This is a genomic window from Candidatus Clostridium radicumherbarum (assembly GCF_045310525.1).
Taxonomy (GTDB): Bacteria; Bacillota; Clostridia; order Clostridiales; family Clostridiaceae; genus Clostridium_AT; species Clostridium_AT radicumherbarum.
Window position 1 is genome coordinate 165,151 of the sequence record NZ_JBJHZY010000001.1, and the last position, 22,672, is coordinate 187,822.

At 32.2% G+C, this 22,672-nt stretch carries 19 protein-coding genes and 1 other annotated feature; of the genes, 14 read left to right on the forward strand and 5 right to left on the reverse strand.

The window, feature by feature from the left end; genetic code table 11:
* The first annotated feature begins 89 nt into the window (after positions 1-89).
* Complete coding sequence (locus tag ACJDUH_RS00875) at positions 90-989, forward strand: AraC family transcriptional regulator (protein WP_406763264.1); 900 nt, start codon at positions 90-92, stop codon at positions 987-989.
* Positions 990-1,073: 84 nt separating this feature from the next.
* Here the strand turns inward: ACJDUH_RS00875 and ACJDUH_RS00880 are convergent, their stop codons facing one another.
* Positions 1,074-2,279 carry a hypothetical protein gene (locus ACJDUH_RS00880; protein WP_406763265.1) on the reverse strand — a complete coding sequence of 402 codons (1,206 nt, stop codon included), beginning with the start codon at positions 2,277-2,279 and terminating at the stop codon, positions 1,074-1,076.
* Positions 2,280-2,350: 71 nt separating this feature from the next.
* Between ACJDUH_RS00880 and ACJDUH_RS00885 the strand changes: the two genes are divergently transcribed.
* Positions 2,351-3,145 carry a hypothetical protein gene (locus ACJDUH_RS00885; protein ID WP_406763266.1) on the forward strand — a complete coding sequence of 265 codons (795 nt, stop codon included), beginning with the start codon at positions 2,351-2,353 and terminating at the stop codon, positions 3,143-3,145.
* 74 nt (positions 3,146-3,219) lie between these two features.
* Here the strand turns inward: ACJDUH_RS00885 and ACJDUH_RS00890 are convergent, their stop codons facing one another.
* Entirely contained in the window at positions 3,220-3,858 is a 639-nt protein-coding gene (locus tag ACJDUH_RS00890; RefSeq protein WP_406763267.1) for an MBL fold metallo-hydrolase, read from the reverse strand.
* Positions 3,859-4,007: 149 nt separating this feature from the next.
* On the opposite strand from ACJDUH_RS00890, the gene ACJDUH_RS00895 reads away from it, so the two are divergent.
* From ACJDUH_RS00895 to ACJDUH_RS00945, 11 genes are all read left to right on the forward strand, one after another.
* Positions 4,008-5,321 (forward strand): Na+/H+ antiporter NhaC family protein, encoded by a 1,314-nt coding sequence (locus ACJDUH_RS00895; protein ID WP_406763268.1) that lies wholly within the window; start codon positions 4,008-4,010, stop codon positions 5,319-5,321.
* Positions 5,322-5,373: 52 nt separating this feature from the next.
* Positions 5,374-6,108, forward strand: a complete 735-nt coding sequence (locus ACJDUH_RS00900) for an MBL fold metallo-hydrolase (RefSeq protein ID WP_406763269.1) — start codon at positions 5,374-5,376, stop codon at positions 6,106-6,108.
* A gap of 33 nt (positions 6,109-6,141) precedes the next feature.
* Positions 6,142-6,744: an HAD family hydrolase gene (locus tag ACJDUH_RS00905; RefSeq protein WP_406763270.1), complete on the forward strand. Its 603-nt coding sequence runs from the start codon at positions 6,142-6,144 to the stop codon at positions 6,742-6,744.
* A 60-nt stretch (positions 6,745-6,804) separates the two neighbouring features.
* Positions 6,805-7,032: a binding site (T-box leader), on the forward strand.
* Between the two features lie 63 nt (positions 7,033-7,095).
* Positions 7,096-10,203 carry an isoleucine--tRNA ligase gene (ileS, locus tag ACJDUH_RS00910; protein WP_406763271.1) on the forward strand — a complete coding sequence of 1,036 codons (3,108 nt, stop codon included), beginning with the start codon at positions 7,096-7,098 and terminating at the stop codon, positions 10,201-10,203.
* 171 nt (positions 10,204-10,374) lie between these two features.
* Positions 10,375-11,799 carry a PTS mannitol transporter subunit IIBC gene (locus tag ACJDUH_RS00915; RefSeq protein WP_406763272.1) on the forward strand — a complete coding sequence of 475 codons (1,425 nt, stop codon included), beginning with the start codon at positions 10,375-10,377 and terminating at the stop codon, positions 11,797-11,799.
* A 23-nt stretch (positions 11,800-11,822) separates the two neighbouring features.
* Complete coding sequence (locus ACJDUH_RS00920) at positions 11,823-13,871, forward strand: BglG family transcription antiterminator (protein WP_406763273.1); 2,049 nt, start codon at positions 11,823-11,825, stop codon at positions 13,869-13,871.
* 1 nt (position 13,872) lies between these two features.
* Positions 13,873-14,310, forward strand: coding sequence for a PTS mannitol transporter subunit IIA (locus tag ACJDUH_RS00925; RefSeq protein ID WP_406763274.1), 438 nt, complete (start codon positions 13,873-13,875; stop codon positions 14,308-14,310).
* A 163-nt stretch (positions 14,311-14,473) separates the two neighbouring features.
* On the forward strand, positions 14,474-15,733 hold the full coding sequence (locus tag ACJDUH_RS00930) for a zinc-binding dehydrogenase (protein WP_406763275.1): 1,260 nt from the start codon (positions 14,474-14,476) through the stop codon (positions 15,731-15,733).
* Positions 15,734-15,930: 197 nt separating this feature from the next.
* Positions 15,931-16,737 (forward strand): formate/nitrite transporter family protein, encoded by an 807-nt coding sequence (locus ACJDUH_RS00935; RefSeq protein WP_406763276.1) that lies wholly within the window; start codon positions 15,931-15,933, stop codon positions 16,735-16,737.
* 113 nt (positions 16,738-16,850) lie between these two features.
* Positions 16,851-17,399: a GNAT family N-acetyltransferase gene (locus ACJDUH_RS00940; protein WP_406763277.1), complete on the forward strand. Its 549-nt coding sequence runs from the start codon at positions 16,851-16,853 to the stop codon at positions 17,397-17,399.
* Between the two features lie 90 nt (positions 17,400-17,489).
* A complete protein-coding gene (locus ACJDUH_RS00945) occupies positions 17,490-18,485 on the forward strand; it encodes a LacI family DNA-binding transcriptional regulator (RefSeq protein ID WP_406763278.1) in 996 nt (331 codons plus the stop codon).
* Positions 18,486-18,529: 44 nt separating this feature from the next.
* Here the strand turns inward: ACJDUH_RS00945 and ACJDUH_RS00950 are convergent, their stop codons facing one another.
* Both ACJDUH_RS00950 and ACJDUH_RS00955 read right to left on the reverse strand, forming a co-directional pair.
* A complete protein-coding gene (locus ACJDUH_RS00950; RefSeq protein ID WP_406763279.1) occupies positions 18,530-19,723 on the reverse strand; it encodes a DUF5050 domain-containing protein in 1,194 nt (397 codons plus the stop codon).
* 23 nt (positions 19,724-19,746) lie between these two features.
* Entirely contained in the window at positions 19,747-20,943 is a 1,197-nt protein-coding gene (locus tag ACJDUH_RS00955) for a DUF5050 domain-containing protein (RefSeq protein ID WP_406763280.1), read from the reverse strand.
* 308 nt (positions 20,944-21,251) lie between these two features.
* Between ACJDUH_RS00955 and ACJDUH_RS00960 the strand changes: the two genes are divergently transcribed.
* Positions 21,252-21,869, forward strand: coding sequence for a DedA family protein (locus ACJDUH_RS00960; protein ID WP_406763281.1), 618 nt, complete (start codon positions 21,252-21,254; stop codon positions 21,867-21,869).
* 177 nt (positions 21,870-22,046) lie between these two features.
* Here ACJDUH_RS00960 and ytaF read toward each other — a convergent pair whose 3' ends face one another.
* Positions 22,047-22,658 (reverse strand): sporulation membrane protein YtaF, encoded by a 612-nt coding sequence (gene ytaF, locus ACJDUH_RS00965; RefSeq protein WP_406763282.1) that lies wholly within the window; start codon positions 22,656-22,658, stop codon positions 22,047-22,049.
* Positions 22,659-22,672 lie beyond the last annotated feature (14 nt).

Genomic DNA, 22,672 nt, shown 5'->3' on the forward strand with positions numbered 1-22,672 from the left:
GACAATATAGGAAAAGAATCATCAAGGTTTGTATGGTAATATATAGTTAACCTGCAGGTGTAAGATAATTTTAGGAGGTGTTAACACCTATGGAGAATATAGATTTAATTCAAAAAACTGTAGACTATATAGATATGAATATCAATAAAAAAATTACAACTCATGAGCTTGCTTACATTTCTGGATTTTCAACTTATCATTACTACAGATTGTTTCATAAGTTTGTTGGAATGCCCGTGATGGAATATATAACTAGAAGAAAGCTTCAATATAGCTGCTTTAATCTAAGAAATGGGGAAAGAGTACTTGATATAGCATTGAATTATAGTTTTGAAACTCATTCTGGGTTTACTAAAGCTTTTAAGAAGCATTTTGGTTATTCTCCTAACTATTATCGCATGCACGCACCAGAGGGATGCCCTAATAAAGTTAAATTAATAAATCTAAAACAAAATAATGTTGGAGGGGTAATTATGGAGCCTAAAATAATTAATAAGGATTCTTTTAAGATAGTCGGCTATAAATTTGATACTACATTGAAAAATAATGCTCACTCAAAAGATATTCCTGCCTTTTGGGATAAATGTGATTTAGAAGGGAAGGAATCAAAGCTATATGCTACTCAGAAACCGCCAAAGCATGGAGAGTATGGAATCTGTATTAATACAAATACTGAGACTGATGAATTTTCTTATGTTCTAGGGGTGGAGGTATTAAGCTTTGACAATGTTCTAGATGAAATGTACAAACTTCAAGTTCCAGCAGCAACTTATGCTGTTTTCACAACTCCAGAGATAGATGATAAAGATTTTGTAGGCAGTATACAAGGAACTTGGAAATATATTTTAGAAGAGTGGCTTCCAAACTCAGTATATGAAATTGATAGCAGAAAACTTGATTTTGAATTTTATGATGAACACTGTCATCCTTGGGAATATGAAAAGATAAGAATGGATATTTATATACCAATAATTAAGAAAACAAAGTAGAATATGACTGCATAATGCATTGAGGTTACAATAGTTAACTATACTATATTAGGTATACTATGGCATTGTGCAGCCTCTTTAATTTTATGTTAGATTATTTTTTATAACCATATCAGTAATATCCTTCACTAAGTTACCATTGCTGTCGCAGATTTTTATTTTCACATTGTTATTTTCTAAGGTAAAGTAAAGAATGTATGACATTTTATTAAAGGGAAGTAAATCAGTCATACTTATAGGACCAAATATATTTTCATTCTTTACAACAACTTTCGGCTTTTGATTAAGACCGCATATCTTAAGACTTCCTTTATGATTTTCATCATAGCTAGTATAAGCTAAAAAAAACTCTGAATTATAAGTTGTTGAATCCACTGCAGGTACAGCTCCAAAGGGATCCGTATTATAGGGGATGGTGTCTAAGCTGTAGTAGTCATCATTATTATATTTATCTATAGTCCTCCTTATCATAAACAGATTAAGGATTTTATTTTTTTTTGTATCATTTATTATATTCATACCTGTAAAACCAAAACTATCTTCGATACCTCGAGAGGTAACAACATTTCTTATGACAGGTTTGTTTAGAGTATTAACAGGAACCCCATTAACCATGGCATAGAGATCTACACTATTTCTATTTATAGAAGTATAAGCAATAATATTATCCAAAGAATTAAAATTTGATACATAAAGGGGTTTAGTATAATAGGTTGTTAAATCCTTTATGTTATTGCTAGTGAAAAAACCAGTAAAATTACTAGTTGAAATGTTTTTAACATATAGCAGCTTATCATTTTCACGAGTATAAACTAGGTTTCCCTTAAGATCCATACTTGTTGCTGTTGCAAAGCCTGTTATGTCAGTCATCTCATGAGTGACAGTACCTTGGTCAGTAGTAGGATAGTTAACCTTAATTATTCCTTTGTCATAGGCGGCCACTATGCTGTGCTGACTCATTGGACCATCAAGCAATACTACGTTGTTCAAATTTTTATGGGAAGGAAATTCCGCAAGTAATTGGGATTTACCAGTATCAATATTTAAATGATACAAACAAGACATAACACCCTGTCCAGTGTTTTTACTAGATAAAATGATTAAAGATTTCTTATCATTCATATATTTGTTAGTCCATACAATATTTTTTATTAGTCCAAATCTTTGCGAATCTATTGAAATGGATGGCTGTTTGATTTGTGGGGCTTGTACGTTGTTTTCATATATAAAAGCTGTAGTAGTAAGTAAAATCATAAATAATGTAAGCAAAAGCATGAAATATTTTTTCATAGACTACCTCCAATATATGGTATAATATTAATTATATTACAATGTGAAAGAATTTAAAAGGAGTAAAGGCAATGAGTATTTCTGAAAGGTTTAGTAATGGCTGCAGATTTATAGCAGAGAAAATTTTATGGATTATCATTATACCTATTGCACTTGACCTAACTAATCTGCTTAGCTGGGAAAAAATATATCATACTGCTTATAATCCGCTTCAAAAGATATTTATGATTAAATTGGGCTTTATAGGGGCGCCGCCAAGTGTTAACTACCTTTTGGAGGACTTTCCTGCACCCTTATTTAAATATGATAGCAGCGGGTTTTCAGGCATATTAAATAGATTCGGTATTTTTAATGTATCATTTTTTATAACTGTAATTCTGATTTTAAGCTTCCTTCACAGTGGATATATGAGTATAGTTGGGTCAGATAGTGAGGAGAAGGCTAGTAGAAGAGATTTTTTTATTAAAGGAAATAAAAATTGGCATAAGTTCTTTTTACTGGATTGCATAATCTGGTTTCCATTATTACTGATGGTTTTTAATAAAAATTTCATATTACTTTCTTTTGTTTCTGTAATATTTGTCTATGTTCAATATTCATTTGTAAAAGATGAAGTAGGTATTAAAGAAAATTTTAAGTTAGGAATAAAATTCTTATTTAATAATCTTGGGCTAACAGTTAAATTGGCAATATATTTGGGACTAATATTTTCCCTACTTAGCTTAATAATATTCCCATTAACTAGGTTGGGTAATGTTGGAGTAATTATAGATATTGTTATATGTGCTTACTTAGGAACAGGTGCTAATAGGCTGGTTTTAGAAGTTTATTCAGCCGATGAAAATGACATAAATGTAAGCTTGTAAATAATTGCTGCAGAACTGTGCTTAAACTAAAATTATTAAAAAATGCCACGAGTAACATACCCGTGGCATCACACTTATGCTTTAAAGTCTAAAATTTTAACTAAGTTTCTTTCTTCAAGTCTTCCATCAAGCTTTAGCGTATTGCTTTGAATTCTTTCTCCATTTTTCATATGTGTTAAAAAGGTTTCAGCGCCTTCAATTGGGAAGGACATTGCAGAGGTTTTAAAGTGCATTGGTATTACTAGTTTTGGATTTAAAAGTTTACAAACTGCCGTTGCCTCTTTTCCATCTATAGTATAATTTCCACCAATTGGGATTAATAATACATCGATGTCGCCAATTTCATCTGCGTCTTTAACTGAAAGAATATGCCCTAAATCTCCTAAGTGACAGATTCTATAGTCATCCATTTTAAAAATGTATATAACGTTCTCTCCACGCTTTGCGCCTTTAACATTATCATGATAGGAAGGCAGACCAGTTATGTCTATATCACATGCATGAAAAAATCCAACCTTATCTATTATTTCCGGGTTTCCTTTGATTTTTTTAGTATAATCATGGTCGAAATGATGATGACTTATAGTAACTACATCTGCAGGACCTTCATAAACATTATAACCAACACTTTCATCAAAGGGGTCTGTAATTAGTGTTCTTCCTTTTTTATCTTTAAACAAAAAAGAAGAATGTCCAAGCCAAGTTATTTCCATTTCAATACACTCCTTTAAATACCATCATATTTATTATTATAACCTAAAAATTAAACAAACAAGCTATTAAATTAAATTGAATTTTGATATTATAAAAATGTGAGAATTTTGCTGCACAAATTTAATTAAAATTTTTTCAGGAGACTTAAATGAACATTATAATAGCTTTCATAATATGTTTTATTTTATTATTAACTAGTGCCTTTAAAGGAATATTTATAGGATATCCATTAATTATTAGTTTAGTATTATTTATTATATTAGGAATTAAAAGAGGCTTTAGCTTCAAATCCCTTTTAAAGATGTCATATGAAGGCGGAAAGAAATCTTTAATTGTTTTAAAAATATTTATCTTAATTGGTGCTATAACTGCATCCTGGATGGCATCAGGAACAGTACCGGCAATTGTATATTATGGAATGAAATTTTTAAATCCGCACATATTTATTCTTTGTACATTTTTAATAAGTTCCGTTGTTTCTTTTTTAATTGGTACCTCCTTTGGAACTATAGGAACAGTGGGAATTGCACTTATGGTAATGGCTCGAGGCGGAGGAGTTAGTATTCCTATTACAGCTGGTGCAATTTTATCAGGGGCCTACTTTGGAGATAGATGCTCACCTATGTCCTCAAGTGCGAATTTAGTTGCTAGCTTAACTGAAACAGATATATTTATAAACATTAAAAATATGTTTAAAACCTCAATAGTTCCTTTTATTTTGACTTGTGTTATTTATACTATATTTTCTATTAACTTCCCATTAGCAACAGGAAATAATTTTTTACTACGAGAAATCACAAAAGTATATGATATTAATATTATTACATTATTACCTGCGGCAATTATATTAATTTTTTCTATTTTTAAGGTTAATGTAAAAACCTTAATGCTGCTTAGCGTTTTAATAGCTAGCATAATTGCAGTTTTATTACAGCATGTAAATATTCTTGAAATGTTAAAATATATTGTTGTTGGTTATAGCATACCTTATAAAAGTACGCTATCAAGTATAATCTCCGGCGGTGGTATACTTTCAATGCTTAAGATTTCTATAGTAGTTTTTGTATCTTCTGCCTTTACAGGAATTTTTGAAGGCACTGAAATGTTAAAGTCAATTGAGTTAATGTTAAACAATGTTAAAGGCAGACATAATGTATATCTCTCAAATATAATTATAAGCATTGCATCTGCAGCCTTTGGATGCAGTCAAGCCTTAGCAGTTATACTCAGTAATATGCTTATGAAAAATACCTATGAAAAAAATAATATTACTGCTGAGCAATTTGCATTAGATATGGAAAATACATCTATAATAATATCCCCTTTAATACCTTGGAATATCGCCGTATTAGTTCCATTAACCACCTTAAATGCAGGAGTAAGCTCCATTGCTTTTGCCTTTTATCTATATTTAATACCTTTAGCAAATTACATTTATTTTTGGTTTAATAGAAGCAGGTAGATAAAGCCATATTGGATATAATATTATTAAGAAAAAATTAGGGGTGAAACCTATGAAATTAACTGTTCTTGGTAACTATGGACCATTCCCTGGTAAGGATGGAGCCTGCTTAGGATATTTACTTCAAGATGAGGACACTAACATTTTAATAGATTGCGGTAATGGAGTTTTAAGCAGACTCCAAAAATATTGTAGAATTGAAGATCTAGATGCAATTATACTTTCACATCTACATAGGGATCATTCTTCAGATATGCATGTTTTAAAATATGCAGTACAAAATAAACTAAAATTTAAAACCATGGATAAAGCCATTGAAGTATATACACCAAAGACTCCAGATAATGAATATAATGATATAAATATTCAAGGCATATTTAATACCCATATAATTGAAGAGAATATGACACATAAAATAAAAAGTATTAAAATTGAATTCTATAAAACAATTCATCCTGTTGAGTGCTATGGAATGAGAATTGAAAAGGAAGGAAAAATTTTTGCCTATAGTGCAGATTCAGTTTATTGCGATAATATAATAAGCCTTGCAAAAAAAGCAGATTTATTTCTATGTGATGCCTATGCTACAGAGAACATTAAATCAAAGGGGCAAGTGCCTCACCTTTCAGTTAAAGAAGCCTGCAATATAGCAGTAGAAGCAAAAGCTAAAAAGCTGTTATTAACACATTTTTGGTTTGAGGAACCAAAGGAAAGCTATATAAATGATTCTAAAGGGCTATTTAATAACATAGCTCTTGCAGAAGAATATACAGAATATGAAATTTAAACAGCAGTGCTGGACAGAGGGAGATAGGGTAAAATGATTAAAAATGTAGTGTTCGATATCGGAAATGTATTGCTTTATTTTAAGCCAGATGAATATTTAAATGGCTTTAATTTTGATAAGCAAACAAACAAAAAGCTTTTTGAATCAATTTTTAAAAGTAAATATTGGTGCGAATTGGATAGAGGAATGCTTACTGAGGATGAAGCAATAAAGTTATTTAACGAAGCTTCCCCAGAGTTGCAGGAAAAAATAGAAATTGTAATGAAGGACTGGATAGGAATATTGAAGCCGAATTTGGAAACAGTTGCAATAGTAAAAGAGTTAAAGAAAAGAAACTACAACATATTCTTACTTTCTAATTTTCATAAAAGTGCATTTGAGAGAGTAAGTTCTGAAAATGAATTTTTTAACCTTTTTGATGGCAGGATTATTTCCTATGAAATAAACTTATTAAAACCTGAGAAAGAAATATATAATAAACTTTTAAAGACCTATAATTTAAAACCAGAAGAAACTCTTTTTATAGATGACATGATTGAAAATATAGCTGCAGCTGACAAGCTTAGAATAAATACTATATTATTTAGCAATGCAGAATCCCTAAGAGAAACATTAAAGAGTAAAAGATTACTGTAGAATTAAATTTACAAAAAAATTGACAATTGAAACTAAGTATATTAAAATGATTAGAGAATTATAGAAGCATTGATAAGGAAAAGTACTTAAATTCAGAACTTACAGAGAGTGGGGCATGGTGAAAACCCACAGGGAAGTTTTAAGGAAAATCACCTTTGAGCTGAGAACTGAAATATAATGAGACAAATGGATCATTATCTTAAGTTTATCCGTAATCCTGCGTTAAAGGATAGAATGTGTAAGCATTTGAACATTAGGTGGTATAACGAGTATAACTTCGTCCTTTTGGGATGAAGTTTTTTTTATAAGTTTTATGTCAATAATTTGTATAAAATTGAAAGGAGTTTTGTTATGTATAAAAAAGTTGAGTCTTCAAAGAGCTTTGTGGATATGGAAAAAGATGTACTTAAGCTTTGGGAAGAAAAAGATGTAATTAAGAAAAACTTTGATATGAATAAAGACGGAGAATATTTTACCTTTTATGATGGACCTCCTACAGCTAATGGAAAACCACATATAGGCCACGTTATAACAAGAGTTATGAAGGATCTTATACCAAGATACAAAGTTATGAAGGGCTATAAGGTACTAAGAAAAGCTGGTTGGGACACTCATGGTCTTCCTGTGGAGCTTGAAGTTGAAAAATCCCTTGGCATATCAGGAAAACCACAAATAGAAGAATATGGAGTTGAAGACTTCATAAAGAAATGTAAAGGAAGCGTATTTACCTACGTTCAGCAGTGGAAGGACATGACTGAGAGGGTCGGTTACTGGGTAGATATGGAGAATCCTTATGTAACCTACCAAAATAACTATATAGAATCTGAGTGGTGGGCTTTAAAGCAAATGTGGGAAAAGGAGCTTATTTACAAGGGGCATAAAATTGTTCCTTACTGCCCACGCTGCGGAACTGCACTTTCTTCTCATGAAGTATCACAGGGTTACAAAGATGTTAAAGATACTTCTGTGTATGTTAAGTTTAAAGTTAAAGGTGAAGAGAATAAATATATATTAGCATGGACAACAACCCCTTGGACATTACCAAGTAACGTAGCTTTAGCATTAAACAGAGCTTACGACTATGTTGAAGTTTTACATCATGAGGAGCACTTAATTTTAGCAAAAGCACTGCTTAATAAGCTTGATTGTGAGTATGAAATAGTTAGGGAATTCAAGGGCTCTGAATTAGAAGGAGTAGAATACGAACAATTATTTAAGTTTGCGAAACCTGATAAAAAAGCTTTTTATGTAGTTCATGCTGACTATGTAACACTAACTGATGGTACTGGTATAGTTCATACTGCTCCTGCTTATGGAGAGGATGATAATATTACTGGTAAAAAGTATGACTTACCTTTAATTAACTTAGTAGATACTGAAGGAAAGTTTATCTCTGAAGTTGAGCCATGGGCAGGAATACCTGTTAAAAAGGCTGATGCTAAGATTATTGAAGCCTTAAAAGAATCAGGAAACTTATACAAGTCAGAAGGCTTTACTCACTCTTATCCACACTGCTGGAGATGTGATACTCCGCTGTTATATTACCCAAGAGAATCCTGGTTTATAAAAATGTCTGCAATGAGAGATAAGCTGCTTAAAAATAACAACAGTGTTAATTGGTATCCAGACAATGTTAGAACTGGGAGAATGGGTAACTTCCTTGAAAATGTTATAGATTGGGGGATTTCCAGAGAAAGATATTGGGGAACTCCACTGCCAATATGGGAATGTGAATGTGGTCATAGAGAAATGATTGGCAGTATAGAAGAGCTTAAAGCTAAGGGAAAAAATGTACCTGATGATATAGAACTTCATAAGCCATATATAGATGCTGTGCATCTAGAATGCCCTCATTGTCATAAGGAAATGACAAGAGTGTCAGATGTTATAGACTGCTGGTTTGATTCTGGTTCTATGCCTTTTGCACAGCATCATTATCCTTTTGAAAATAAGGAATTATTCGAAGAGAACTTCCCTGCACAATTTATTTCAGAGGCTGTGGATCAAACAAGAGGTTGGTTCTACACACTGCTTGCCATATCAACTGTAATATTTGATAAGAGTCCTTTTGAAAACTGCTTAGTTTTAGGTCATGTACTTGATAAAAATGGTCTTAAGATGTCTAAGCACAAGGGCAATGTACTTAGCCCATGGGTTTCTCTAGACAATGAAGGAGCAGATGCTACCCGCTGGTACTTCTATACCTCCAGTGCACCATGGCTTCCATCAAGATTCTATGAAGAAGCTGTTATAGAAGCTCAAAGAAAGTTTTTAAGCACATTGTGGAATGTATATTCCTTCTATGTACTTTACGCTGAAATAGACCAATTTGACCCAACAAAGTATGAAGACTTTGTAAGCGGGAATATAATGGATAAATGGATAATGTCAAAGCTTAATAGCCTTATAAAGAGCGTTGATGAAAATTTAGCTAGTTATAAAATAACTCAAGCTGCACTTTCCATTGAAGAATTTGTGGATGGACTTTCAAATTGGTATGTTAGAAGAAACAGATCAAGATATTGGACAGAAGAATTAACTGATGACAAAATTGGAGCTTATGTTACTTTATATAGAGTGCTTAAGACTATAAGCTTTATAGCAGCTCCTTTTGTACCATTTATTACAGAAGAAATGTATCAAAATCTTGTAGTTAATTTAGATAAAAACGCGCCAGAAAGTATTCATTTATGCTATTGGCCAATTGTTACAGAAAAACTTATTGATAAAGACCTAGAAGCAGAAATGGATTTAGCTTATAAGGTAGTTAATTTAGGACGTAGTGCAAGAAATGCTGCTAATATAAAGAACAGACAGCCTCTTTCTGAAATGCTTCTAAGTACTAAGGTGCTTCCTGAATACTATAGCCATATTATAAAAGAAGAGCTCAATATTAAAAATTTAGAATTAGGTGCTGACTTATCTAAATATGTAAACTTTGAAATAAAGCCAAATCTTCCTGTTCTGGGCAAAGCTTATGGAAAGCTTATACCTGGAATAAGAAAAGAACTAGCTGCAAGAAATCAGATGGAATTAGCTCAAACTATACAAAATGGCGGCATAGTAGCTATAAATGTTCAAGGTACAGAAATTGAACTTAATTCTGAGAATCTCCTTGTAACTATGCAGGGACTAGAAGGATATGCATTTGCCGGAGAGGGGCAAATAGGTGTTGTACTTGATACTCATATAACTGATGAGCTTAAGGAAGAAGGCCATGTTAGAGAAGTTATTAGCAAGGTTCAAAATATGAGAAAGGAAAGCGGTTTTGAGGTTGCTGATAAGATAAAATTATATGTATCAGATAATGAAATGCTAGAAGCCGTAATCAGAAAATTCGAAAGCCATATTATGAAGGAAACTCTTACTGTAGAGGTAATTTACAATACAGATAGAGAGTATAATGAAGCCAGCATAAATGGTGAAAAACTAAAGTTAGCAGTTGAAGTAGTGAAATAAAAGATACAAAAAGCTGAGATTTTCTCAGCTTTTTATATACATAAAAATATATTCCTAATTTTTGTTCAAAGTTGTCAGACAAATGCATGGTCAAAGTTAAAGTACATTATCTTGAAAAAACGTTTACTTTTTCTTATAGTTAAGATAATAAGAAAAAGGGGGTTTGAACAAATGGAAACATCTAAAAAAATGGTAAAGCCTGTTACTGTTAAAAATAGTACAGGAAAAGCAAAAATGCAAAAGTTTGGCGGATTTCTTTCAGGGATGGTTCTTCCAAACATTGGAGCTTTCATAGCTTGGGGACTTATAACAGCATTCTTTATTCCAACTGGCTGGATACCAAATGCGTATCTAGGAAAATTAGTAGGACCAATGATTACTTACTTACTTCCATTACTTATTGGATATACAGGCGGTAAATTAGTATATGGCACAAGAGGAGCTGTAGTTGGTGCAATAGCTACCATGGGAGTTATTGCAGGAGCCTCTGTGCCAATGTTCCTTGGAGCTATGATAGTTGGCCCACTAAGTGGTTATGTTATTAAGAAGTTTGATCAATTAGTAGAAGGAAAAGTTGCTACAGGTTTTGAAATGCTAGTAGATAACTTCTCAGCTGGAATTTTAGGTGGCTTACTTACTTTACTAGCATATACAGCAATTGGACCAGCAGTAAATGCAATATCAGTTGCTCTTGGAAATGGTGCAAACTGGGTAACTCAAGCAAAGTTACTTCCATTTATAGCATTATTTGTTGAGCCAGGAAAGATATTATTCTTAAATAATGCCATTAACCATGGCGTATTTGATCCGCTTGGAGTTCAACAGGTAAAGGAAGCTGGAAAATCAATATTCTTCTTATTGGAATCTAACCCAGGACCAGGACTTGGAATACTATTAGCTTACTGGTTACATGGAAAAGGAATGGCAAAACAATCTGCACCAGGAGCAGTTATAATCCACTTCCTTGGTGGTATTCATGAAATTTATTTCCCATATGTATTAATGAATCCAGTATTATTATTAGCAGTAATAGGCGGTGGTTTAGCTGCTGATTTCACATTCGTAATAACTGGAGCAGGCTTAGTGGCATCACCTTCACCAGGAAGTATCTTTGCAGAAATAGCTATGAGCCCTAAAGGCGGACTTTTACCTGTTTTAGCTGGTATACTTGTAGGTGCTGTAGTTTCCTACTTAATAGCATCTGTAATAGTAAAGAGAAGCCATGTTGGCGAAGATGAGGAAACCTTTAATGAAGCAAAGACTTTGGTTAGTAATTTAAAGGCTGAAAGTAAGGGACAAAAGGTAGTAAATTCTATAGAAGTACCTAGTTTAATAGTTTTTGCCTGTGATGCTGGAATGGGTTCCTCAGCAATGGGAGAATCAATTCTTAAAAAGAAAATTAAAGAAGCTGGTTTTGATGTAACTGTACGGCATTCAGCTGTAAATGAGATTCCTAAAGAAGCGGAAGTAGTATTTACACAAGAGAGCTTAGCTGCAAGAGCAATGCAGGTTGCACCTAATGCTAAGATAGTTACTATTAAAAACTTTTTAGATAATTCAACTTATGATAACTTTGTTAAATCATTAAAAAAATAAAGTATTGGATGGCGATGTAAACTATGAATGACTTAACTGCCAGACAAAAGTTTATCTTAAATTCAATAATAGAGAAAGGTCCTTTAAATATAAAGGACCTTTCAGAACAAATTGCAGTTAGTAACCGCACTATTTCTAGAGAAATTGCGGTTATTAATAAATTTTTATTGGATAAAAACATTACAATAAATGAAATAAACGCTAGCTTAAGCATAAAGGGCAGTAAGGATGCCATTAAAAAGCTTCAACAGCTTCTTGTAGGCATTCCAATGCAGTGGCTTTTAAGCCAAGATCAGAAAATGCTACTTATTATTGCAGAGCTTCTGGTTTCAGAAGAACCATATAAATCAGCCTATTTCAGTTACCAGCTAAATGTTGTTGAAGGCACCATTACCTTATATATGGATAAAATAGAACAGTGGCTCAACTTAAGAAACCTTCAATTAGAAAGAAAAAGAGGATATGGCATTGAAATCAGTGGTTCTGAATGGGTTAAGAGAAACATATTCCTTGAACTTTTATATGAATACAAATCAATTGATGAATTGCTTGCCTTTGTATATGGCAGTAAAAATGATGCAGCAATAAATTCTTTCTTTAAGATAATTTTTGATGAAGAAAGTATAGAAGAAACAAAAGAAATACTTGAACTTTTAAAAGATGAAATGATAAGCATGGACGATATGTCTTATTTTAATTCCTTTATTTATATATTATTATCACTTAAGAAAGCAAAGTCGGGCTTTGCAATTGAGTTACCTGATTATTTAGTTCAGGATATTTTATCCTCAGGAGAATTTGCTTTTATTAAAAAAATAAAAGATTATTTATTAAGCATAAACATTACTGTTTGTGAGGATGAATTAGCATATATAGCTATACATCTTATGGGGAATAAGTACATTTATAACATGAACAGAAAATTTGAAGAATTAGGTGTACCTCTTGAAGAATTATCCACTGAAGTGATTTTTGAAGTGGAGAAGAACTTAAATATAAATATTGAATGTGATGAACAACTTATTTTAGGATTAACTCAACATTTTAATCCAGCATTATATAGGATAAATATGGGTATACAAGTGAAAAACCCTTTAATAAATGAAATAAAAGATTATTACGGAAATCTTTTTAATGCAGTTAATTATGCCTGTAAGCTAGTTTTTTCAAAATATAATATTACAATGCCTCAGGATGAAATTGGCTTTTTAACAATGCATATTGGAGCTGCTATAGAAAGAACCAACGCAAATAATAATAAGCTGTCAGCCTTAATTATTTGTGCAAATGGAATAGCCACTGCAAGAATATTATCGAATAAAATAAAGCATTCCATACCTAGAATTGGCTCTATCACAATTTCTTCCTTAAAAGATTGGAATGAAAAGGATAATAATTACGATATAATATTAACTACCACAAAATTAAATGAGAAGCTTAAGTTTGAAAATATGGTAAATGTAACACCCTTTCTTCAAAATGGGGATATAGAGAAAATAAATAATTTTATTAAAAATTATTCATTAAATAATAGGCTTTCCAGCAACTTTAATGCTCTATCCAAAATTAAAAAAAATAGTGTATCAGCTGAAAAGTATAAGTTATTAGATAGTATTTTAGAAAATATACAGCTTGAAGTAATTGAGGCAGATTCTTTTAATTGTCTAATTGATTTAATATCAAAGGATTTATTCAGTAAGAAGCTAATAGAAGATAGTGATGAAGTATTTAAATTAATAATGAATAGAGAAGAAATGGGAAGTGTGGTAATACCAAACAGTCATGTTGCACTGCTTCATACTAGGTCTGATAGTGTTATTGGTCCCTTTGTAGGAGTTTATAGATTAAGAAAGCATATGTTATTAAAAAGTGTAGGCTTTATAAATGAAAATGTTGATACCTTTATTGTAATGCTTGCTAGAAAAAATGAAGATAGCTACAGCTTAGAGCAAATTGGTAAGATTAGTATAGCATTAATTGAAGATAAGAAGTTTACTGAAGTCTTAAGGTTAGGTGATTTAAAAGATTTAAGAAGCTCTCTTATAACCATTCTAAATGAGGAGGCAGATTAAAATGGATAAGAAAATATTAAATGAGGCTAATATACTTTTAAATTTAAAATCAGAAGCAAAATATGAAGCAATTGAGAGAGCAGGTAAATTGTTAGTTGAAAATGGCTATGTAGAAGAATCCTATTTAATTGGAATGAGGAAAAGAGAAGAGGACATTACCACCTATATAGGAAATGGAATTGCTATTCCACATGGTATGAATGAATTTATAAAGTATATAAAGGAATCTGGAATCGTTGTGCTCCAATATCCTGAGGGAGTATACTTTGGTGAAGGAAATACAGCCTATATAGTTATTGGTATTGCCGGTAAGAACAATGATCATATGGATATACTTTCAAAGATTGCAATTGTATGTTTGGATGAAGCTAATGTCCAAAAGTTAATTGCATCAAAAGATAAGAAAGAAATAATTGATATACTTACAGAAGAGGTTTAAAGGAGGTTAAAGTCCTAAATGGACTTTAACGAGGTAGAAGCCCTAAATGGGCTTCTACGGGTAGTCTGCCGATGAGCAATCGGCAAGCTAGACTACACAGTGTTACGAGCGGAAGCGAGTGGTCTTAAACTACTCAGTGTTCCGACTAAAAGGAGGAATTTCTATGAAAACAAGAGCAGTAAGATTATATGGTAAAAAGGATTTAAGACTAGAAGAATTTGAACTGCCTGAGATAAAAGAGGATGAAATACTAGTACAAGTTGTATCAGACAGCATATGCATGTCCTCCTATAAGGCTTCTATTTTAGGCACTGACCACAAAAGGGTGCCAAAGGATGTTGCAGTAAGCCCAATAATAATAGGACATGAAATGGCAGGAAATATAGTTCAAGTAGGTGCTAAATGGAAGGACGAATTTAAACCAGGTGAAAAGTTCTCCATTCAACCAGCTTTAAATTATAAGGGAAGTATGGATTCACCAGGATATTCTTATAAATACTGCGGCGGAGATGCAACTTATGTAATAATGCCTCATGAGGTAATGGAGCTTGGATGCCTTTTACATTATGATGCTGATACCTATTATGAAGCTTCACTGTCTGAACCAATGTCATGTATAATTGGTGCCTTTCATGCCAATTATCATACTACTATGGGAAGCTATGTTCATAAAATGGGAATAGTAGAAGGTGGTAAACTGGCACTACTGGCAGCAGCTGGCCCAATGGGTCTTGGTGCCATTGATTATGCTCTGCACTGTGATAGAAGACCTTCAATGCTCGTTGTAACTGATGTAGATGAAAATAGATTGAAAAGAGCTGAAGCTATATTTAATCCAGAAGAAATAAAAAATGAGGGGATTGAATTAGTGTTTGTAAACACAAGAAACCTTGAAGATCCAGTTAGCTATTTAAGGAATTTGACCGGTGGTACAGGCTTTGATGATGTTTATGCATTTGCACCTGTTAAAGCGGTAGTAGAGCAAGCAGATAAGATTCTTGGAAGAGACGGATGCCTAAATTTCTTTGCTGGCCCTACAGATACAAACTTCTCAGGAGAATGTAATTTTTATAATGTACATTATAACTCAACTCATATTGTTGGTACTACAGGAGGCAATACTAATGATATGATTGAATCCTTAAGAATGACAGAAAAGAAACAAATTAATCCGGCAGTTATGGTAACTCATATTGGAGGACTTGACAGCGCTGCAGAGGCAACCCTTAGACTTCCAGAGGTTCCTGCTGGCAAGAAGCTTATATATACAAATATCAATATGGAGCTAACTGCAATTGATGATTTTGAAGAAAAGGGAAAATCCAATAAACATTTTGCAACACTTGCTGAAATTACTAAGAAGAATAGAGGGCTGTGGTGTGCAGAGGCAGAAAAATATCTGCTTGAAAATTGGGATAAATAGAGAAATAGTATAAATTTAACACTAAAACACCATTAAAAACGAGAAGCACTGAGGGGCCCGAACTGTTCCCGGTCTAGTGGACAGGGAATAGTTTATCTTTTATTTTTCCGAAGCAAAAACAGAATATTCTTAAAGAAAAGCTAATAAAAAATCTATGGTACAATAGCTTTGAGAATTCGGGAAAAGGAGAAGATACAATGTATAAAGCAGAAGTTGAAAATGTAGCTCATTATGCTGAAAAGAAAATAAATGCACTAAAAAAGAGCAAATTAAACTATTTAACAGCCGCTGTACTAGCAGGAATGTTTATAGGTATATCATATATATTTATTTTTACTATAGGCGGGGCGCTTCATTATGCAAATTCACCAGCTTATAAAATAGCTATGGGATTATCCTTTGGAGTTGCCCTTAGCCTTGTAATGGCTGCTGGAGCAGAGCTTTTTACTGGGACGAACCTTGTAATGACTATAGGTGCACTTGAAAAGAAAACTACTTGGCTGGACGCAGTAAAGATTTGGGCATTTAGCTGGGCAGGAAACTTTATAGGTTCTATGATAACAATAGCACTTTTTTTAGCTACTGGCCTCGCTAAAGGCACTACAGGAAAATATATTATAGAAGGTGCACAAGGAAAGATAGCACCAACATCCCTTGAAATTTTTGCAAGAGGCATACTTTGCAATATACTAGTTTGTCTAGCAGTCTGGTGTTATTATAAACTAAAGGAAGAGACAGCAAGACTTATAATGATTTTTTGGTGTATATTTGCATTTATTACCTCAGGCTATGAGCATAGTGTTGCCAATATGACACTACTGCCGCTAGCTGCTATTCTTTCAAAGGGTGCTCAGGTAACTATTGCAGGAATTGCTCATAATTTAATATTTGCAACTTTAGGAAATATTGTTGGTGGCTCATTATTTGTGGCAGTGCCTTACTGGATAGCTTCAAGAAAAGATAAAAAGGAAGCAGTGAACCTTAATATTTCGAAAAGTGCATAGTTTTAAGTATTTTAGCTAAATCACAAAGAATAACTAGTGGTTTAGCTTTTCCTTTTATTTATAAAAGGATATGTATATAATACATATATAAGACTATTGATAGAGGTGTACCTATGATTAAAAGTGGAATGTTAACTGGAAATAAGGTTCGATTAGGAGCTATAAATGCAGAAGATATAGAAACTATTGCAAGCTGGTATGAAGATGCGGATTTTCTAAGATTTTTTGATAAAATTCCAGCGAGTCCTAAATCTAAACAGGAGCTCCAGCAGTGGATAAAGGAAACTCAAATTTCAGGTAAAAGTTATTCTTTCTCAATAAGGCCAATTGATAAGGATAAAATGGTTGGCTATATTGAACTAAGTAATATTCAATGGTGGAATGGTGTTGCTAATCTAGGTATTGGCATTGGTGAAACAAAGTACAGAGGCGGCGGCTTTGGAAAAGAGGCAATGGAGCTGTTGCTTGATTTCGCTTTTAATGAGTTAAATTTGCATAGAGTTCAGCTTAACGTATTTAGCTATAATAAGGGGGCTATGTCTCTTTATGAAAAGCTTGGTTTTAAACAAGAAGGAGTATACAGAGAGTTTATACATAGAGATGGTAAGAGATGGGATATGTATCTTTATGGAATTCTAAGGTATGAATGGAAAAAAATATAAAGTATTTATAAAATCAGTACATATTTACTTGTAAAGTGATGAATTTATAAGTATAATTATGGAATAGAATAATGAGTAGGAGTTGATTTTATGGCAGCTTCAATTAAGGACGTTGCAAAAGAAGCAGGAGTATCTATTGCTACTGTTTCCAGAGTTTTGAATGATGTAGATGTAGTAAATGAAGACACTAAGAAAAAAGTTCAGGATGCTATAAAGAAATTAGGTTATAGACCTAATATAATTGCAAGAAGTTTAAAGACACAAAAGAGCAGAACTATAGGAATTATAATCCCTGATATATCTAATCAGTTTTATCCTGAAATAGTCAGAGGTGCAGAAGATGTTTCTAATATATACAACTATAATATAATGCTTTGTAATACCGATTTAGATCCTGATAAGGAAATGGAGTACCTAAGAGTACTTAAGGAGAAAATGGTAGATGGAGTTATTTACATGAGTAATTCCTTAGAAGCAGAAATGATTAACCTCATAAAGGAGCTAGAACTTCCAACAGTGCTGGTTGAAACTACAGATAAAGAAAATACCTTTCCAAGCGTTACAATAGATAATGAAAAGGCAGCAATTGATGCCATAAATTATCTTGTTAAAAAAGGTAATAAAAAGATTGCCTACATAGGTTCTCATGAGGATGCAGTAAATGCTGCAGCTTATAGATTTGCAGGCTACAGAACAGCGCTTAAAAAGAACAATCTTGAATTAAAAGATGAGCTCTGCAGTTTTGGTGGCTTAAAACCTCAAGACGGTTATGAAGGTATTAAAAGGATTTTAGAAAATAATGAGATAGACGCAGTATTTTGTGCAAGTGATGAGCTTGCTATGGGTGCTATAAATGCACTTAGAGATATGGGAAGGAAGGTACCAGAAGAAATAGATGTTATAGGTTTTGATAACATCTACAGTGCTGCATACTTCTATCCTAAGCTAACAACTGTTGAGCAGCCAATGTATGACATGGGTTCTGTTGGTATGAGAATGCTTATAAAAATAATAAATGGAGCAGAATTAGTTCAGCACCATTTTGTATTACCTCATCAAATCGTTGAAAGAGATTCTTGTAAATAATAAAGTATAAAGCCTGTTTAGATTTCATGCTAAACAGGCTTTTATTAATTAAGCTGCTTTTCAAAGCTGCCATCCAGTTTGACCTTATATAGTTTTTGACCACTTTCAGATTCACCAAAGAAGAATATATTATCATTAACTATGCTAATACTTGTAATATAATTAATAGCAATGGAATTATCCCTATTATTATTTTCAAAGACAAATATATTATTAGTAATTTTAGTTATGCCTTTCCCGTTAAGATCTGATTTGTAAATATTATTTTGGTCCTTTCCTGTGAAATAAATATTATCATTGCTAATATTGAAGTTTTGAATAGTATAAGGAAATAGGTATATTTTATTTGAGCCATTTAGGTTCATTCTATAAAGTCTTTGATCATTGTAATTGATATAAAATATATAGTCGTTGTAAATAACAAAGTTAATTATATTATCATTACTTAACTTTTTGAAATTTGATCCATCTAAATTCATGGAATTAAGACGTGTAACAGTTACAGTGTCATTAGACAAATTTGTGGCCTGTTCATAAGTAGAATTATATATTAAATTATTGTAAATGCTCATATAGGTGAAAACTTGACGTTTTGTAATTAAGGTTCCCTTATCTCCTTTTGAACTATTAAGCTTTAATTTGTATATTCCTTCTGGAGAAGAATAATAAATAAAATTATCCTTAATAAGCATCCTAAAGGCAGTATATTCAACTACCACTTCTGTAAGGCTTCCATCAGTTTTTGTCCTAAAAATATAAGATCCACTCTTATCATCAAGATAATACACCCAATCACTTATAACGTTAATGCAGCGAAAATTTCCTTCCTTAGTTATAGCCTTTAATCCTGTTTCACCATCAGTCATAACTCTATAAATTGGATGAAGTTTGTAATTTGCCGGTGGTAAAGTGAAGTAAATCCACTTTCCTTGCTTAGCAAAATAACCACCATTTAATAAATTTCCCGAGGAATTACCTTCTGTATTAGGGGTGGTGCCAGCCATTGTAATATCGTTTGTAATTTTTCCTTTAGGGGGTTCTGTTTTGTTGACTTCAGCATAAAGACCATCCTTTGATTTTGTATTATTTTCTGAAGTGGTTTTATTTTTGTTAGTATCATTAGTGACCGTAGTACTTTTTAAATTATCATTACTTTTAATAGTTCGTTGCCTCAAAACAATAAAGCTGCATATTAAAGCAATACATATACCATATATTATATATTTTTTGTATTTCAATGGAGCTTCCTCCTTGTATTCCTTTAATATAATTGTCTAGTTATACTTCCATCTAGACTAGTTTTATAAAGGCCTAAATTGCCGCTAGACTGCCCAAAATAAAATACGTAACCATCTATAATGGATAAATTATAAATAAAATATACACCCTGATAAGCAGAGTTGTTATTCAAAGTGCTGTTATTAGTTATATTAACTATATTTTTTCCGTTAAGATCCGACCTATAAATATCATTTTGGTTTCCACCATAACCCGTAAAGTAAATTTTATCCTTATTAATATTAAAATTACTTACTGTAGAATTAGATAATTGTATTTTATTAGAGCCATTAAGGTTCATCCTATAAAGCCTTTGATTATCACCTAAATAAAATAAATAATTATTATAAAAAATATAGTAATATGAATTGGCAGTGCTTAATTTTTTAAAATTTGTACCATCTAAATTCATGGTGTATAGATTAAAAACCCAATCTGTATTGCCTTGAGTAGAATTAACTGATCGCATATCAGTAGCAAGTAAATAAATTAAATTATTAATAATATAAAAATAACTATAATTTGAACCTTTCGCTATTAAGGTTCCAAGATTCTTTTTTGAACTATCTATACTTAATTTGTAAATCCCAAGTGGTGAGTTATAATAAATAGTCCCATCTTTAATAAACATATAAAATACAGGGAATTCGCTAACTTGTTCTGTAAGACTTCCATCTGTTTTTGTTCTATAAATAAAGGGACCAGTGTCGCCGTTAAGATAATATACCCAATCTCCTATAACATTAATATATCTATAAATTCCTTCCTTAGTAATGGCCTTTAGGCCGGTTTCACCATCACTCATTGCTCTATAGATTGGATGAGGTTTTGAATTAGCTGGGGGCATGGTGAAATATATCCATTTACCCTGCTTAGCAAAATACCCCCCAGTTGATAAGTTTTCAATGGTATTGCCTTCTGTGTTAGGAGTTGTACCAATCATGGTGATATCAAGCTTGCTTGTTTCTATGGAAGGATGCGTACTGTTAACTGTTTCTTTAGTATTACCAGCTGCATTTGTACTATTGGTCTCTGCATTTGTACCTCCACCACTAGTATCATTACTAACAGTACTAACTTTATTATTATCTTTAATCTTGCTACTCAGCAGCTTAATTCCAATAAGGCTACCTATTATAGCAATACATACAACGAATATTATATACTTTTTATACTTCAAGATAAATCCTCCTACCTCTGTAATGGGCAACCTTTACTTGTCTCTTATCACCAGCTAGGTTACCTTTACACAACGATTATTAATTGTTGTACTCTTTGTTACAAAATATTGGATATAATTACATTATAAATCATTTTTAGAATAAATACCATCTACGGCTGAATTAGTTAGAACAAGTAATGAGTTTTCGTAAAATAAGGGATTTATTAAGTTTTAATTAAGTAAAGTACAATTTCATCGCGAAATTATTTTAACTGTAGTATAATAATATATTGTAAGAACTTTGGAAGTAATAAAGGAGAACACAAATGATTGAACTAATAGTTAATTGGGCTGTTGCTACTCTTGGAAGGCTTGGTTATTTTGGTGTGGCAGCCTTAATGGCACTTGAAAGCGCATGTATTCCAATACCCAGCGAAGCAATTCTTCCCTTTGGAGGATATCTTGCATCAGCTGCAAATACAGGTCATAGACTTAATCTTTATGCAGTAATTATTATTGGAACTTTAGGAGGAACCTTTGGTTCTATTGTCTGCTATTATATTGGTGCACTAGGCGGTAGGCCTCTTGTAGAAAAGTATGCAGATAAGCTGAGACTTAAAAAATCCCATCTTGAAATGAGCGATAGATACTTTGAAAAGTATGGTGAAAAGATTGCCTTTTATTCAAGGCTGCTGCCTATAGTAAGAACTTTTATTTCCCTGCCTGCTGGTATAAGCAAAATGAATGTTAAGAAGTTTGCTGCCTATACTTTCTTTGGCTCCTTACTTTGGAGTATTGTTTTAAGTTATGCAGGCTATTACATGGGAGAAAATTGGACTAAGATACGTCAGTGGCTTCATTTAGCTGATTATGTTGTAATAGCTGCAGTTATAATAATAATTTTCTACTTTATTTTCAGAAATAAGAAAAAAATAAAAATATAATGTAATAGAAAATATTAAAAATTAGACACTGAACAAGCAGAAGACGAAGAGGACACTGAAGGGTTTATATTAAAACTCATCCAGTGTTCTTTGTCTTATCAACAAATTTAGTGTATATTCATAAGTTGTTTGTAATTCATTATGAGCTTAAATATTACTTAAGCATTGGTTTCCAGCTTAGAAGACTTGTTTAATACCTATAAGAATTAATATTAGCCCTGAAAGTATAGTGGCTCTTTTCTCCAGATTCCATTTCTTAAAGAAATCAGTAATATAGTTTCCTGCAAAAAGTGCCAGAAAGCTGATTACAGCTGAAAAAAAACCTACGAAAAAGGCATTTAATCCAATCATCCCAGCACTTAAGCCTCCTCCAATATTATTAATAGATAGGGCTATACCTAGAAAAGTAGCTTCTTTAAAATCTATATCCTTCGACTTATCTTTGTCGGCCTTTTCAGGATTTACTAATATATCATATATGTTAGAGTTTTTTATATCTATATCATCACTTTCTATTTTGTTTTTGTGTATATACGGCTCAATAATAATCCATAAGCCAATGATGATTAAGAGAACCATACTTATTATAGAAGCTGTATTTTTATTTAAAAGCTTTGAGATAAAGGATCCAGAAAAAGCAGCTAAGGAGGAGATTATAAAGGTTATTATAGATATCCAAAGATTTTTAGCTGTAGTTATTTTTATTCCTCTAATGCTGTAGGCTATTCTAACCCCGATATTATCTAAATTATTTGCAAGAGCAATAAATAAAGTATAAAGCGTATGCATAATGTTACTCCTTT

What these genes read in the sequence shown, in the direction of transcription:
- ACJDUH_RS00875 (WP_406763264.1), top strand. Translation starts at nt 90, where the DNA reads ATGGAGAATATAGATTTAATTCAAAAAACTGTAGACTATATAGATATG.
- ACJDUH_RS00880 (WP_406763265.1), bottom strand. Translation starts at nt 2,279, where the DNA reads ATGAAAAAATATTTCATGCTTTTGCTTACATTATTTATGATTTTACTT.
- ACJDUH_RS00885 (WP_406763266.1), top strand. Translation starts at nt 2,351, where the DNA reads ATGAGTATTTCTGAAAGGTTTAGTAATGGCTGCAGATTTATAGCAGAG.
- ACJDUH_RS00890 (WP_406763267.1), bottom strand. Translation starts at nt 3,858, where the DNA reads ATGGAAATAACTTGGCTTGGACATTCTTCTTTTTTGTTTAAAGATAAA.
- ACJDUH_RS00895 (WP_406763268.1), top strand. Translation starts at nt 4,008, where the DNA reads ATGAACATTATAATAGCTTTCATAATATGTTTTATTTTATTATTAACT.
- ACJDUH_RS00900 (WP_406763269.1), top strand. Translation starts at nt 5,374, where the DNA reads ATGAAATTAACTGTTCTTGGTAACTATGGACCATTCCCTGGTAAGGAT.
- ACJDUH_RS00905 (WP_406763270.1), top strand. Translation starts at nt 6,142, where the DNA reads ATGATTAAAAATGTAGTGTTCGATATCGGAAATGTATTGCTTTATTTT.
- ileS (WP_406763271.1), top strand. Translation starts at nt 7,096, where the DNA reads ATGTATAAAAAAGTTGAGTCTTCAAAGAGCTTTGTGGATATGGAAAAA.
- ACJDUH_RS00915 (WP_406763272.1), top strand. Translation starts at nt 10,375, where the DNA reads ATGGAAACATCTAAAAAAATGGTAAAGCCTGTTACTGTTAAAAATAGT.
- ACJDUH_RS00920 (WP_406763273.1), top strand. Translation starts at nt 11,823, where the DNA reads ATGAATGACTTAACTGCCAGACAAAAGTTTATCTTAAATTCAATAATA.
- ACJDUH_RS00925 (WP_406763274.1), top strand. Translation starts at nt 13,873, where the DNA reads ATGGATAAGAAAATATTAAATGAGGCTAATATACTTTTAAATTTAAAA.
- ACJDUH_RS00930 (WP_406763275.1), top strand. Translation starts at nt 14,474, where the DNA reads ATGAAAACAAGAGCAGTAAGATTATATGGTAAAAAGGATTTAAGACTA.
- ACJDUH_RS00935 (WP_406763276.1), top strand. Translation starts at nt 15,931, where the DNA reads ATGTATAAAGCAGAAGTTGAAAATGTAGCTCATTATGCTGAAAAGAAA.
- ACJDUH_RS00940 (WP_406763277.1), top strand. Translation starts at nt 16,851, where the DNA reads ATGATTAAAAGTGGAATGTTAACTGGAAATAAGGTTCGATTAGGAGCT.
- ACJDUH_RS00945 (WP_406763278.1), top strand. Translation starts at nt 17,490, where the DNA reads ATGGCAGCTTCAATTAAGGACGTTGCAAAAGAAGCAGGAGTATCTATT.
- ACJDUH_RS00960 (WP_406763281.1), top strand. Translation starts at nt 21,252, where the DNA reads ATGATTGAACTAATAGTTAATTGGGCTGTTGCTACTCTTGGAAGGCTT.
- ytaF (WP_406763282.1), bottom strand. Translation starts at nt 22,658, where the DNA reads ATGCATACGCTTTATACTTTATTTATTGCTCTTGCAAATAATTTAGAT.